The organism is Sphingobium sp. B1D7B, assembly GCF_025961965.1.
In the GTDB taxonomy this organism is placed as follows: Bacteria; Pseudomonadota; Alphaproteobacteria; order Sphingomonadales; family Sphingomonadaceae; genus Sphingobium.
Map to the genome: position 1 here is coordinate 370,517 of NZ_JAOQOR010000001.1, position 14,247 is coordinate 384,763.

The following is a 14,247-nucleotide window of genomic DNA, read 5'->3' on the forward strand; positions in this document are numbered from 1 at the left end:
GTTTTTGCCCCATAAGAAAGTAAAATTGAATATTTCGTCTTTCGATTATCCCACAGGTCCCACTGTTCAGGGCCGGATGCTCATCCGACCCTGATGGATGTTCATCCGCCCACGAAAAGCGGCGTCGCAGATTGGAAATAAGTCTGAACAGCGTCAGGCGTTTCACGCCATTCACCACCAATATCGAGGTCGATGTACGACTGGCTGCTGTTCGGGAACGGCGCCGTCACGTTGTAAGTGCCGAAGCCGACGCGCGTATCGTTGTCATTGGGCGAATCGCCACTGGCAAAGGATGTGGTAGACAAATCCCAGCCCGCAGTGCCGTTCTGCTGATTATCGAGATACACCAGATCGTCCGCACCGAAGTCGGTCGCCCGGACCCAGAAGTCCCAGGTTCCGATGTCAGCGGAGGCGTCGCGGTCACTGACCACCAGCGCATAGCCCGCGGCAGAGAGGCTGCCGATGGACGTGGCCGAAGCAACCGCCGTATTGCCGACGTTATCGATCCCCACCCACTTATGGCTGGCGGCCAGCGTGCCGTCTGCATGCATGATCTGCGAGGCCGCTCCGCCCGAGACCAGCGCTGCCCCCGAACCGGTGGTGTTGGGCGTGACGGTCGCGAAGGTCGCACCGCTCGCCACCGCCGCGTTGCCAAGGCCAGAGGTCTGCCCGATGAACAGTCCCGCGCCGACCTCGACATGGTAATTGTTCGAGAAATCGAGGTCGTAGACCGGATCGATGATCAGCTTGTTGCCAGAGACGGAGAGGACATCGTTGACGTTCACCGTCACGCCGTTCCACTTGGCGGAAGCCACCCCGCCGCTGACAGTGACGACCAGCGTCTGCGTGTTGTCGATGGATTCCCCGAGCGTGCCGGAATAGCCCGTCTTCGATCCGCTGTTGGCATCATTGACCAGCTTGATCGTGTACGTGCCGTCGACCGTCGTTAGTGCGATGTTCTCGCTCGCGCTGAAGACCACGTCGGACCGCACATCCAGATTGGTGACGCCATTCAGGTTGGTGGAGAAGACCGGGACCGAGGCCTGCGAGACGGTGAAGTCGTCCGAGACCGACAGGCTGCCGTCGGACGCGGTCACCCGCACCGTGATCGGGCTGGCGAGCGCCGGCGCGGACGTCGAGGAGAATGTGTGGGTCGCCGCATTGAAGGTCAGCCAGGACGGCAAGGCCGACAGGGCGCCGCCGCTGCCCACCAGCTGAGCCGTATAGGTCAGGGTCGTGCCAGCATCCACGTCCGAGAAGCTGTTGGACGGCACGGTGTAGCTGAACGCTTGCCCCTGCACGGTCGCCTGGTCTCCGAGAGGATTGGCGACGACCGGCGCTTCATTGACGTTGGCCAAGTTCACCGTGACGGCCTGCGACGTCATGTTGCCCGCCAGGTCCGTCATGTTGACGTTGATGGTGTAGCTGTGGGCCTGCGTCTCGTAGTCGCGCGGCGCGGCAAAGCTCAGCGCACCAGAGGAGCTCAGCGTGAACAGGCCAGCATCGCCGCCGGGGGCCAGGGCCCAGCTCACCGCTTCGCTGGCGGAGAGGGTCCCCACCGCAGTGGCATTCTCGTTCACGGTGAGCGTCGCGCTGGTAAGGGCAGGCGCCGTGCTGTCGACAACGAACGGCAGCGCCCCGTAGGTCACGAGCTGACCCGAGTCCGAAGAGACCGGCTCCCCGGACACCAGACCCGTCACGTCCGTGAAGTTCAGTGCCAGGATTCGCACTTCCGTGGTGTCGGTCACCGGCACTTGAGCCGTGAACACTAGCTTCGTCGGGTCGTTCAACGCGGCCGTGGCGGCTCCGTCCAAAGTGGCTGTCGCAAGATATGTGTTGGTCGCAACGAACCGCAGCACAACCTCTGGAACAGGGCTCGACGGATAGGTGACACCCTCGCTGAGCGTGACCGTGAACGTCACGGTGCTCGCTCCCATCGCAACCGCCTTGTTCGCGACGATTTCCGTCACGACTGGGGCGCTCGCGATTGACAGGGTAAAATCGTCGGTGGCGGTGAGGCTGCCATCGGACGCTGTCACGCGGATCGTGATCGGGTCGGTCAGCGCTTGGGCGGCCGTGGAGCTGAGGGTGCCGGTCTGCGCATTGAATGTCAGCCAGCTCGGCAGGGCCGAGACATTGCCCTGCGCATCCACAAGCTGCGCAGCGTAGGTCAGCGTATCGCCGTCGACATCGTAAAAGGCGTCGCTGGGGATGATGTAGCTGAACGGCTGATTGGCCGTGGCGACTTGATCGGCGAGCGGATGATCCAGAACCGGCGCTTCGTTGACATTGCCGACGTTCACGGTGACCGCCTGGACGCTCTGATTGCCCCAGAAGTCCGTCGCCGTGACCTCAATCGACCAGCTGGAGCGATCCTCATAATCGAGGGTCTGGACGGTCTTGATCACGCCGGTCTGCGGATCGATGGTGAAGAAATCCGCGATATCATAGGCGGCAAAGGGCGCGGGACCGCTGCCCCAGGCGATCGAATAGCTCGTCTTGCCCGAGGGATCGGAGGCCGTCGCGGTGTAGAGCAGCGTACCGGGAGCCGCCGTTTCGAGGACGGACACGCTGACCGTGCTGCCGCCGCTGAATGCCGGCCATGTCGTGTCGTTGATCATGCCGAGTTGCTGCAATTGGGCCTGCGGCAGCGAGGCATTGGCCAAGGCCGGATTGACCTGGGTGACATCGTGAAAACCCTGGATCAGAATGTCGGCGAGCAACTGGCCCTGAGCCTGTCCCAAGTCGGCCAGCGTCGTGTTGGCACCGTTGGCGGTGGTGGTGATGGCATCGACGATTTGCTGGATCGCCTGATCCAGCGTCAGGCCTTCACTATGCGCCCAGCCCTGAAGCGCGGCGAGGTAAACGCCGTAAACGTTCGCGGAGGCGGCAGTGTTCGCCCCATTGCTGTCGATGACCAGCTTTGCGAGCTGCGCTGGCAGCGACGTATCTACATCGTCGGTGAACAAGGTGGCGACGGTGGCATTGGCCTGCGTGACAGCTGTCGCGGTCAGACCGGTCATGTTCGAGCTGCCGCTCGCAAGCCCCATGAGACGCGCCGCAGCCTCGGTGAACGGCGTGATGTTGACGACAAGATCCTGACCGGCCTCGATCGTCGTCACGACACGCAGCGCCACGTCGATGTCCGCCTGCAGACCGGTCGCTTCGTTCAGATAGCCTTGGGCGTTCGCGAGCGGGTCGGTCGCGACGACCATGACGTAGCCGGTATAGCCTTTGACGGCGATACTGAACGCGCCATTGGCGTCGGTGACGCCGGAGCCGAGCAGCGTGCCGTCGGTCTTATAGGCCTTGATCTCGATGCCGGCGATCACCGGGCCTGCTGCGACCGTGCCGGTGATGTAGTTATTGCTATCGACCGTGACCGGGCGTGAGCCTGTTGCGGAGATGTTGCCTGCGGCGTCGGTTGCCTTGGCGGTGATGGTATAGGCGCCGTCGGCGGGCAGTTCGTTGGCAGCAAAGCTGGCCGTCCAGGTGCCGTTGGCGGCGGTGGTGACCGTCTTGCTGGCGGTGCCCCAGGTGACCGTGATGCTGGTGCCGGCCTCGGCGGTGCCCGAGACGCTGACCGGTGCCTGGGTTTCGGCCTGGTTGACCAGATCGTCACCGGCGACCGCGTTGATGACCGGTGCGGCGGCGGCGGTCTTGTCGACCGTGATGGCGTTGGCGATCTTGCCGGCCTCGCTGGTCTTGCCGGAGGTCGCGTCCTTCTGGCGGACCTGCACGGCGCCGGCGGCATAGCTGCCCTCGGCCAGCGTGAAGCTCGTGCCGGTGCCGGCGGTCCAGGTCGAGCCGCCATTGGTGGAGTATTCCCAGGCATTGGTGCCGGTGATGGCAGAGACGTTGATCGTGCCGTCCTGGGTGATGTAGTCGGTCGCCGAAGCGCCGGTGTCGGTCTTCAGCGCGAGCTTGGGCGCAGCGATGCTCGCCTCATCGCTGCCGCCGCCGAAGATCGCGAACCCGGCGCCGATCGCACCGGCCGCGCCCAGCACATAAAAGGCGGGCGTGGAGAAGAAGCTGCCCGATCCGCCGCCAGCGCCGGCGCCGGCAGCACCCTGGGCATAGACGCGATCGGCCCACTGGCCTTCACCGACATGACCCTGTCCACCGGCGGACGAGGCCTGCACGGCGCTTTCGGGCTGGTCCGCGTCGGCCTGCGCAGCGTCGGCATCCTTCTGGTCGCCATTTTGCGCGGCTTCGTCCTCGTCGTCCTTCTTGTGCGTCCGTGCCTTCACCTTCTTGGGCGTGGCGCTGTGCGCGGCAAGGGTCGCGTGTGAGGCCGCGGGCGCCACAGGTGCATGACCGGCGGCGGCCTGAGCGGAGGGAGCCGGTGCAGCTTGGGCCACAGCCTGGGCCTGCTCGGCCGGAACGGCTGCGTTTGCCGGAAGCTCTGCCTGCATCTGGGCCGGCATCTCGGCCTGCATCTGGGCCTGCGTCTCGCTCTTGTTGGTCATGTCATTGGCTCCCTGTATTCCAAGCTGTGTCTTCAAAGCTGTGTGCGGTTGAGGTCAGCGCTCGCCGAGCGCCTCATCGACGGTTTTGGTGATGGGTTTGGTGAGGTAGGTGAGCACCGAACGCTTATGGGTGCGCACTTCCACGGTGGCGGTCATGCCGGGGCTGACCTGGATGGGCTTGCTGCCCGCGTTACCCGCGCCGCTATCCTTCAGGCGGATGTGGACGCGGTAATAGAAGTGCTCGCTGCCCTGCGGCCCGGGCTCGCTCAGCGCATCCGGGCTGATGTAGACGACCTCGCCTTCAAGGCTGCCGTAGATGCTGGGATCATAGGCATCGAGCTTGACCTGCGCGGACTGGCCGACCTTGACCGAGCCGAGATCGGCGGGGCTGAACTTGGCCTCGACGATCAGTTCGCTGGTCGTGGGCAGCATCTCCATGATCGCATCGCCCGGCCGCACCGAGGCGCCCAGCGTGGTCACGTTGATCTTGCGGATCTGCCCGTCATGCGGCGCGCGCAGCTCGGTAAAGCCGAACACCGCCGAGCGCTCGCGCAGCGCCTCTTCCTGCGTGGCGAGATCCTCCTCGGCCTTGGTCATCTCGGCCTGGGCGTCCTGGAAGTATTTGTTGCGGGCATTGACGATCTGCCCATCGAGCTCAGCGACCGCGCGCTTGAGGCGGATCACCTCGGCCTGCCCGACATCGCCCGCCGCCAGCAGCGGCTGCGTGATGTCGAGCTCGGCCTGCACGAGCCGCCGGCTCTGGACCAGCGCGCCAATGCCCTCGTTGAGCGCCTGGCGGCGCCGGTTGAACAGATCGGTCTGGTTCCTGCGGAACGCCGGATAGGCTTCCAGCTCGGGCGGGAACACCAGCGCCTGCCCGTAAACCTCGGCCCGCAGCCGGGCGAGCGTCGCCTTGAGCGCGGCCACCTTGTTGCGGCTGTCGTCATAGGCGGCCGAGGCGCGGCTCTGGTCCATGAGAGCCAGCAGCTGGCCCTTGCGGACCATCTGCCCTTCCTCGACCTTCATCTCGGCCAGCACGCCGCTGTCCGCCGCCTGGATGACCTGCGTGCGGGCCAGCGCGATCACCTGTCCCCGGGCGCGGGCCAGCTGGTCGATCTGCGAGACGCTTGCCCAGATCAGCAGCGCCACGATGCCAAGGCCAGTGATCACGATGAACCAGCCCCCCGGCCCCAGCGGAAGCCGGGCCAGCTGCTGGCGCACGCTGCCCAGGCCCGCGCGCATCGCCCTTGGATCTTCCATCTTCATGCCACGCTTCCCTTGTGATGCTCAGATTGTGCAGCCGGGCCCTGTTGCGCTGCCGGACCCTGGCGCAGCCGCTCGATCACCGCGTCGCGCGGGCCATCGAGCGCGATGCCCTGCGGGGTCAGCACGATCAGCCGGTCGATGAGCTCGAGCAGGCGCAGCTTGTGGGTGACCAGCACCAGCGTCTGCCCGGGCTGAACTGCTGCGCGCAGGGCCGAGAGGCAGCGCTCTTCGGTGCCATCGTCCATCGAGGAGGTCGGCTCATCGAGCAGCCACACCTGCGGGCGGGCCAGCAGCAGCCGGGTCAGCCCGATAAGCTGGCGCTGACCGCCCGAGAGGCCCCCGCCGCCCTCGGCGATGCGCAGATGCACACCCTCGGGACGCCCCGCGAGGAAGCCGGCGAGACCGGTCGCCTGGATCGCCGCGACCAGCTCTTCATCGCTCACATAAGGCAGACCCATGGTGAGGTTGTCGCGCAGCGTGCCGCTGATCATCCGCGCCTGCTGGGGCAGATAGCCGATCAGCTCGGCCCGCCGCTCGCTGGCGATATGCTGCAGATCCAGGCCATCGAGCAGCACATGCCCCCGCTCAGGCTTGACCAGCCCGGCGAGCAGCTTGAGCAACGTGCTCTTGCCCGATCCCACCGCGCCCAAAATGCCGACCCGCTCGCCCGGCGCGATGGTCAGCGCCGGCAGCTTGAGCGGCGCAGGCTGCGAGGCCCACGCGAACTCCAGATTGGCGACCTCGACCCGGCCCTGGATCGCATCGGGCACCAGCGGTGCATCGATGCCGTCATTGTCCTGCTCCGAAGCGTAAAGCCGCTCGAGATTGTCGAGCGCAACCTTGGCATTGGCGCCCTGCACCAGCAGCCCCGGAATGGCGTTGACGGGGGTGAGGACCCGGCCCGAGACGATCGAGCAGGCGATGATCGCGCCCACGGTCAGGCTGGTGGTCGTCGCGGCCAGATAAGCGCCGGTCGCCACCATGCTGACATAGCTGATCTGCTGGACCAGGCCCGAGATATAGCCGGCCGTCTCGTTGAGATGGCGGATTTCGGTCATCTCGTCGGCGGTCCGCCGCGAGAGATCGTTCCAGCGGTTGCGCATCTGCCATTCGCCGCCGCTCGCCTTCAAAAACTCGGCGCCCTGGATGGTCTCGACCAGCAGGCCGTAGCGCTGGTTGCCGACCAGATTTTCCCGCGCGCTGTGCGCCTCGATCGCCCGGCGCGAGCGCAGCCCGGCAGCGACCGCCACCACGAACGCCAGAGCCGGCACTGCCGCCACGAACGGCCCGCCGATGAGGAAGATGACCGCCAGGAAGAACAAGGCGAACGGCACGTCAGTGAACAGATAGAGCTTGCGCGCGACGATGAACGCCCGCACCCCCTCATAGCCGCGCACCTGCGCCGCGAACGTGCCCACGCTCGGCGGATATTGGTCGAGCCGCGTCGAGAGCATCCGCTGGAAGACGCTCATCGCCGCCTCCAGATCGATGCGATGCACCGCCTTGTCGACAATGGCCGAACGCGCCAGCTTGAGCGCGAACTCAATGCCGATGGCGATCGCCGTGCCGATCGTCAGCACGATCAGCGTCGCCACGCCGCCCTGCCCGATCACCCGGTCATAGACCTGCATCGAGTAGAGCGAGGTTGCCAGCACCAGAATGCTCGCCAGCGTCGAGGCCAGCGCCGCCATCACCACCCAGGATTTGTCGACGGCCATGATCGCCTCGAACACGCCCTTGGCGGTGCGCGCATGGGCGATCTCGCCACGCGGGGTGACACCGGCGAACATCGTGCCTTCGGGCCATGCCGCCATCCGCTCGCGCCCCTGCGGCCCCTCGCACAGCCAGGTGCCGTCGTTGCTCAGGCTCAGCACCATGCGATAGCCGGCACCCGGCACCAGCGCGATCATCGGCAGGTCCGCTTCATGCGGTTCGCGCCGCCAGCGCGAGAGCTTGAGCCGCAGCGTCTCGCACAGCGCCAGCGCCGCGCGCGCCGCAATGCGGCTTTCCTCGCCCGGAGCGCCTGCCCCCGATGCGCCAGCACTGAACAGCGCGCGGATGCGGCGACCGTCGCGCCGGGTCAGGCCACCCTGGCACTCCAGCGCCGTCGCCAGGCGCCCGCCCAGCCAGATCACGCCATCGGCAAAGGGCGTCGCGGGCGGCGGCCCCATGAAGAGGACGTCCTCGGACGCACTCTCAGGCGCCCCGGCGGGAGTCTCGGCCGGTGAGGGCCCTGCAATCAGTTCCATGGGAAGGCCCCTTCCTTGAGGCGCAAGCGGTAGCGGGCGATCAAAAGCTGGACCTGCGCATCGCTCAGGCTCCGCTCGATGTCGGTCTGCTCTCGGGTGACATTGAGAACGTCCAGCCAGCTGCGCTTGCCGGCTAGGAACATCCGGTTGTAGGATTCGAAGGTCTGCTGCTGCACGCCCCGGCTGACCTGCAGCTCGCGCACCAGGCTGCGCGCCGCCCGCCAGCTCGCCAGATCCGCCGCGACCTCCGCCGTCAGATCGGCCCGATAGGCATCGCGGGCATTGCGCGCCGCGCTCTCCAGCGCCTGTGAGGCCCGAATGCGCTCCACCGAGGCGAGCCCCGAGCCGAAGGCGAACTTCACGCCCACCACCACCCGCGTGTCAGGCAGCGAGGACGGATAATATTTATCGTCGGCAAAGCGCTGTTCGGCCCGCGCATAAATGGTCGGCATCATCGCCCTGGACGCCACCCGCGCCTCGGCCTTGGCGACGCCGATCTCCTGCTCGGCGCGCAACAGCGCCGGGTTGGTCTCGAGGGTGCGCGCCAGCAGATCCTCGCTGCGCACGTCCAGCGGCTCATCGCCTGCCGCCACGTCGAACGCGATCCGCGCCGGATCGATCGGCCGCCCGGTCAGCTGGCTCAGCGCCTCAGTGGCCGATTGCTCGATCGCCTGATAGTTGGTCAGCGTGTTGCGCGAGAGGCTCAGCCGGGTGAGCACCAGATTATGATCGACCGGCGCGGACAGGCCCGTGGCCACCCGCCGGCGCATCATGCCTTCCAGCGCTTCCAGCCGGGCAATATCGGCCGCATAGACCTGCGCGCCCAGACGCGCTGCCACGAACCGGCCATAGCTGTCGATCACCCGCAGCGCGACCTGGTAGCGCGTCGCGTCAACCGCCGCTTCCGCCGAGGAGAGCCGCGCCTTGGCCGCATCGACGTTCGCACCGATCCGCCCGAAGGTCCACACCGGCTGCGTCAGCGTGCCGGTGACGACATAGCCCCGCCGCCCCCGCTCGCTCTCGAACGCCGGCTCGGGAAAATACGCCCAGCGCGCGCTCGCCACTTCATAAGCCGACGCCCGCGCGCCATCGGTCTGCGAGAGAACCTGCGGATTGGCCCGCGCCGCCTGCGCCATCAGATCATCCAGCGACAAAGAGGACGGCTCAGAGACCGGGCCCGGCGCTGCGGCCACGGCCGCCGGCGCGCGAACATCGCCCTGCTGCGCAATGGCCGTAAGCGGAGCCGCAAGCACCGCCCCCAGCACAGCGCAGCCGATCAGCCCGCCCCCGCGCCCTGCGGGACCGCGCAAACCACGACACAGCGTCGCAGCGCGCCTCGTCCCAACCCCCTCAAACATCGAACTCACCCCGAATATCATGATCTTGTGCCGACATCGCCAACCACCCCGCGCCAAAGCTACGAAGCGACCCGCACAACCAGTTGAAGAAGAAGCCACCACAGCAGCAGACTGACCGGAGCGCCCATCACCACGCCCCGCGCCAGCGAAGGCTGGCCCACATCCGGGGCGGTCCAAGGATCACCGAGGGGCGTGCCTGTCCCGGCACGAACATCCGCAAGGCCGCTCATCCGACCGCCCTCCGCGTTTCGGACCAGCCGGCTTGCGGCTGATCGAACAGCGTCAGCACATTGGTGCCGCCCATAGGACCGGACCAGGAGCGGACGACGGAGGGATAGCCCGTGTGATAGCCTTGCAACCACACAGCGCCGGCGCGCAGGGCCAGATCGGCCTCCGCGCGCGTTTCCACGCCCTCGACCACGACATCGCGGACAAAGCTGCCGGCCAGGCCGATCAGATGATGCAGCGCGACGCGATCTGGCTCGGAACTGGCGGCCCGGCGCAGGAAGAAGGCGTCGATCTTGATGATATCCGGCTGCAGCGCCAGCAGGGAACGCAGCGAGGCATGGCCAACGCCGAAATCGTCCAGCGCGACCCGCACGCCGAGCTTGCGCAACCGCGCGGCAAAGCATGTCGCCTCGCCAATATCCGGATAATGCGCGGTCTCGGTGATCTCGATAACGAGACGGCGCGCGACGGACGGCATGTCGCGCAGGCGCGGCATCAGCTCATCCCACCACCCACCGGGACAGGCGCTGTGCGCAGAGATGTTGGCGCCCAGGCACACGTCGGGATCGCGCTGCAGTTCCTCGATCACCGTCGAGACCACATAATGATCCAGCACGCCGACCATGCCCAAGCGCTCCAGAGCGCCGATGGCGGGGCCGGCCGTCTCCTGACGCCCATCCTCGAGCATCCGCAGCAGACATTCATGATAGAGCACAGCGTCGCCCTGCGCGCCGCTGCGCACCGGCTGCCAGACCGGAAGCAGCCGCCCGTTCGCCAGCGCCGAAAGCAGGGACGCAGCCTGCGCCATGTCGGCCCGGTAACGCTGCGCCCAGTCGGCCTGCGTATCGATCAGGTTGCCGTTGAAACGCTGGGTCGTCAGGCGACACGCCAGATCGTCCCGCGCTGCGCCAAGATCGGCATCGGAATGAACATCCGGCAGCAGGGACCAGGCTGCACTGACGGCGAGCCGCAGGTCCGCGTTAGCGTGAAGGAGCGGCCGACCAGCGACCGCGACCGCAAAGCGCCGGGCGAAATCCGCACATGCCGCGTTCGTGAAGGCTTGCCCGAAGGCCGTCGGCGACCAGACCACCGCCGTGATCAAATCATCGCAGACCGGCATCACGACCCCGTCGCCGCCGAGCACCTCACCGAGCAGACCGGCCAGCAGAGCGCGCGCGCCTTCACGCACAGCTTCGCCATAAGCCTGGGCAAGGTGGGACAGGTTATCGATCCTGAACCCCACCATCACGAGTTCGGGTGCCGGCCCCACCGAAAGGTTAACCGGCACCCCGAAATCGTCTGCCATCCGTCGCGCCATATCCAGCATCCCAAACCCCTCTGAGTCCGTGACAGAATACTGAATACTGTTTCAAATGACTGTTTTTGCATCCTTTTGCAGTGCGGAAACGCCTGGATGGCTTGCTCATCATCGGTGCACCGAGAGGGAGATGAGGCATGCTGAACATGGTTTATGGCAATGAAGGGCAGCGCAAATATCTGACCCAGGAAGAGCGGGCCGCCGTGCTCGCCTATGCCGCGCGCGAAGCGCCCGAGACCTATACCTTCTGCATGGTACTCGCCGTGACAGGATGCCGGATCTCGGAGGCCTTGGCGCTTACGCTCAGGAGCATCGATCTGCGCTCGCAATGCATCATCATCGAAAGCCTCAAGAAACGGAAAAGGGGGATTTACCGCGCCGTTCCGGCCCCGCTGGAGTTGGTGAAGCTGATCCACAAGGTCCATGGCCGGGGCAATGGCGCGGACGACAGCCTGCTATGGACATGGTCGAGAATGACAGCATGGCGAAAGGTCAACGCAATCATGCAGGCGGTCGGCATCAAGGGGATGCAGGCGACGGCCAAGGGTTTTCGACACGGATTTGGCGTATCGGCCATCCACTCGGGCGTGCCATTGAACATGGTGCAGAAGTGGATGGGGCACACCGACATCAGCACCACCGCCATCTACACCGGCGCCGTTGGGCGGGAGGAGCTGGAGATTGCGAGCCGAATGTGGGGAAGCAGACCACGCCAGCGGAGTCGGCGCCAAATCGGCCTGAAGGGAGTGACGGGCACGCTCGGAGGCGCCTGGCAGTCGTAAACGGGCAGAAGGTTAAGGGCGTTTGCGCTCTTGGCCTTCTCCTTGCCGGTCAAGGCAGGGGCGAGAAATATTCTATATTTTTCAAAGTGTAAAATGGCGTGGGCCGACTATTGGTTCGGGCTAAATCGACGTCAAAAGCAGATCGATAATTAAATAATTTAATGGATTCCGTTGAAGCTGTTGCCAGAAGATACAGTATTCAGTATTTTGTAACGTGTAATTTTATTCATCTTCAATGCCTTACCCGTTTTATGTTGTCATCATCCGACTTTAGACCGGCATGGTGCGACCCAGCAATGCTGCGCTGCAAGAAAACCTTAACGGACGACAGATTTGGAGCCTGACACGGCTCAAATGAACCCTGCCTGTCCCGCATGTCGAGCGCCGTATTTCAGAAGCAGATCGGATACACGAGACTCCTAACAAATCAGGAATTTCCAGTAAAATTAAATAGAATTAATTATAGGTTAAATATTGCATAATAACCATTATTGTTGACTATTTTAAACGTTTCCTCCTTCAATCATCAATCTCCCTTCCGTCCAAGATTCCCCTACGTCTGCGGCGATTTTTTCGGACGCCCTGCTTATGCGAGAGGGCAATTAACGCCAAGCTCTTCTCGGTCGTCATCCGCCGGACAAAGCCGCGTCCGCCTACGGAACTGGAACCGAGTCCCCTTGCCGCTGTCAGGAAGATGACGATGCTGGAGAGGCGAATCCCTTGAATCGCTGTCGCCGGACTGATCTTTCCCCAAGCTCGATGGCCCCTGAATGGCCCTGCGGGCGTCGGGTTCCCGTCTCCGCTTGCCCTTTGGGGCTAACCCGCTTCAACGCTCTGACGAGACGAACAAAAAGAAATTGATCCCGCTTCCGCATCTGCTATCGGTTTCGTTGATTACTCAACGAGGGGCGGATGACTGACACCGAAGTTCTGATTATCGGCGCTGGGCCCGTTGGGCTGCTGCTCGCGCTGGACCTGGCATCTCGCGGGATCCACGTTGTCGTCGCCGAAATGCGCCCAGCCGGTCAGCCGCCCAGCGTGAAGTGCAACCATGTGTCCTCGCGCACGATGGAAACGCTGCGCCGCCTCGGCCTGTCGCGGGAGGTGCGCGCGGTCGGCCTGCCGCACGATTACCCCAATGACATCGTGTTCCGCACGCGGATGACCGGCACCGAACTCGCGCGCATCCCCATCCCGTCGCGGCGCAACCGCTATCAGCACAGGAGCGGCCCGGATGGCTGGTGGCCCACCCCCGAACCGCCGCATCGGGTCAATCAGATCTTCTTCGAACCGATCTTCTTTGCCCATGCTGCGCAGCACCCGAACATCACGCTGCTCAACGAGACCCGGTTCGACAGCGTGCAGGACGAGGGGGGAAGCGTGCGCGCGCTGCTGACCGACCTCCCGAGCGGTGCGTCCCGAGAAATCCGCTGCCGCTACATGGTCGGCTGCGACGGCGGCAGTTCCGCCGTGCGCAAGCAGATCGGCGGAAAGCTAGAGGGCGATGCCGTCGTCCAGCGCGTGCAATCCACCCTGATCGACGCGCCCGATCTTCTCGATGCCCTCGGCAGTGGTCCGGCGTGGATGAACTATAATTACAATCCCGATCGCGCCGGGACCGTGCTCGCCATTGATGGCGAGCGGCGGTGGCTCGTCCACAATTATCTGCGGCCCGATGAGGAGACGTTCGAGGAGGTCGACCGGGATCGGTGCATTCGGCACATCCTGGGCGTCGGGCCGGACTTCCCTTTCACGCAACTCTCCAACGAGGACTGGATCGGCCGGCGACTGGTCGCCAACCGCTTCCGCCAAGGCCGTGTCTTCATCGCCGGCGATGCCGCGCATTTGTGGGTGCCTTATGCCGGCTATGGCATGAACGCCGGCATTGCCGATGCCATGGACCTCTCCTGGATGCTCGCCGCCACCTTGCAGGGCTGGGCGCCCGAGGGAATCCTCGACGCCTATGTCGCAGAGCGCAAACCCATCACGGAACAGGTTTCCCGCTTTGCGATGGGTCATGCCAGCGGCGCCATCAAGGAGCGCAACACCATGCCGCCGGAGATCGAGGACGACACGCCCGGAGGCGAGGCGGCGCGCCAAGCCGTGGGCGCGGCTGCCTATACGCTCAATGTGCAGCAATACGCCTGCGCCGGCCTGAACTACGGCTATTTCTATGATGCTTCGCCGATCATTGCCTATGATGGCGAGGCCGCGCCGACCTACACCATGCACGACTTCACGCCCTCGACCGCGCCGGGGTGCCGCGTGCCGCATTTCTTCCTCGCGGATGGGCGCTCACTCTACGACCTTTGCGGGCCGGGCTACACGCTGATCTGCATTGAGGACGAGGGTGAGGCCGCGCCGGACGTCGAGCCGCTGGCTGCGGCGGCGCGTGCTTGCGGGATGCCGCTCACGGTCCTCACCGTGGATCGCGCGCTCGATAACGTGCCGGAGGTTTACCAGCACCGCCTGCTGCTGGCCCGGCCGGACGGCCATGTCGCTTGGCGCGGCGATGCTATCGACGATGCAGCCTCGCTCGTGGATCTGCTGCGCGGCGCACGAGTGGCAGCGTGAAGC

7 protein-coding genes and 2 pseudogenes are annotated in these 14,247 nt (G+C 65.0%); 2 read left to right on the plus strand and 7 right to left on the minus strand.

The window, feature by feature from the left end:
• Window positions 1-101: 101 nt before the first annotated feature.
• The 7 genes and pseudogenes from M2336_RS01700 to M2336_RS01725 all read right to left on the minus strand — a co-directional run bounded on the left by M2336_RS01700 (window position 102) and on the right by M2336_RS01725 (window position 10,876).
• Window positions 102-4,469, minus strand: a complete 4,368-nt coding sequence (locus tag M2336_RS01700) for a putative Ig domain-containing protein (protein ID WP_264592515.1) — start codon at window positions 4,467-4,469, stop codon at window positions 102-104.
• A gap of 54 nt (window positions 4,470-4,523) precedes the next feature.
• Window positions 4,524-5,735: an HlyD family efflux transporter periplasmic adaptor subunit gene (locus M2336_RS01705; RefSeq protein WP_264573733.1), complete on the minus strand. Its 1,212-nt coding sequence runs from the start codon at window positions 5,733-5,735 to the stop codon at window positions 4,524-4,526.
• Window positions 5,732-6,415: pseudogene (locus M2336_RS18025) on the minus strand (ATP-binding cassette domain-containing protein); the annotation flags it as partial. The pseudogene M2336_RS18025 and the gene M2336_RS01705, both read right to left, overlap by 4 nt.
• A 237-nt stretch (window positions 6,416-6,652) precedes the next feature.
• A pseudogene (locus tag M2336_RS18030) lies at window positions 6,653-7,984 on the minus strand (ABC transporter transmembrane domain-containing protein); the annotation flags it as partial.
• Window positions 7,975-9,342: a TolC family protein gene (locus tag M2336_RS01715; protein WP_264573735.1), complete on the minus strand. Its 1,368-nt coding sequence runs from the start codon at window positions 9,340-9,342 to the stop codon at window positions 7,975-7,977. The gene M2336_RS01715 and the pseudogene M2336_RS18030, both read right to left, overlap by 10 nt.
• 59 nt (window positions 9,343-9,401) lie before the next feature.
• On the minus strand, window positions 9,402-9,572 hold the full coding sequence (locus M2336_RS01720; protein ID WP_264573736.1) for a hypothetical protein: 171 nt from the start codon (window positions 9,570-9,572) through the stop codon (window positions 9,402-9,404).
• On the minus strand, window positions 9,569-10,876 hold the full coding sequence (locus M2336_RS01725; RefSeq protein WP_264573737.1) for an EAL domain-containing protein: 1,308 nt from the start codon (window positions 10,874-10,876) through the stop codon (window positions 9,569-9,571). Before M2336_RS01725 ends, M2336_RS01720 begins: the two co-directional genes overlap by 4 nt.
• Before the next feature lie 149 nt (window positions 10,877-11,025).
• Here M2336_RS01725 and M2336_RS01730 point away from each other — a divergent pair, with 149 nt between their 5' ends.
• Together M2336_RS01730 and M2336_RS01735 are read left to right on the plus strand one after the other, a co-directional pair.
• A complete protein-coding gene (locus tag M2336_RS01730; protein ID WP_264592516.1) occupies window positions 11,026-11,670 on the plus strand; it encodes a tyrosine-type recombinase/integrase in 645 nt (214 codons plus the stop codon).
• Window positions 11,671-12,582: 912 nt separating this feature from the next.
• Window positions 12,583-14,244 (plus strand): FAD-dependent oxidoreductase, encoded by a 1,662-nt coding sequence (locus tag M2336_RS01735; protein ID WP_264592517.1) that lies wholly within the window; start codon window positions 12,583-12,585, stop codon window positions 14,242-14,244.
• Window positions 14,245-14,247: the final 3 nt, after the last annotated feature.

Coding starts and splice junctions, on each gene's coding strand:
- M2336_RS01700 (WP_264592515.1), bottom strand. CDS start 4,469: ATGACCAACAAGAGCGAGACGCAGGCCCAGATGCAGGCCGAGATGCCG.
- M2336_RS01705 (WP_264573733.1), bottom strand. CDS start 5,735: ATGAAGATGGAAGATCCAAGGGCGATGCGCGCGGGCCTGGGCAGCGTG.
- M2336_RS01735 (WP_264592517.1), top strand. CDS start 12,583: ATGACTGACACCGAAGTTCTGATTATCGGCGCTGGGCCCGTTGGGCTG.
- M2336_RS01730 (WP_264592516.1), top strand. CDS start 11,026: ATGCTGAACATGGTTTATGGCAATGAAGGGCAGCGCAAATATCTGACC.
- M2336_RS01715 (WP_264573735.1), bottom strand. CDS start 9,342: ATGTTTGAGGGGGTTGGGACGAGGCGCGCTGCGACGCTGTGTCGTGGT.
- M2336_RS01725 (WP_264573737.1), bottom strand. CDS start 10,876: ATGGCAGACGATTTCGGGGTGCCGGTTAACCTTTCGGTGGGGCCGGCA.
- M2336_RS01720 (WP_264573736.1), bottom strand. CDS start 9,572: ATGAGCGGCCTTGCGGATGTTCGTGCCGGGACAGGCACGCCCCTCGGT.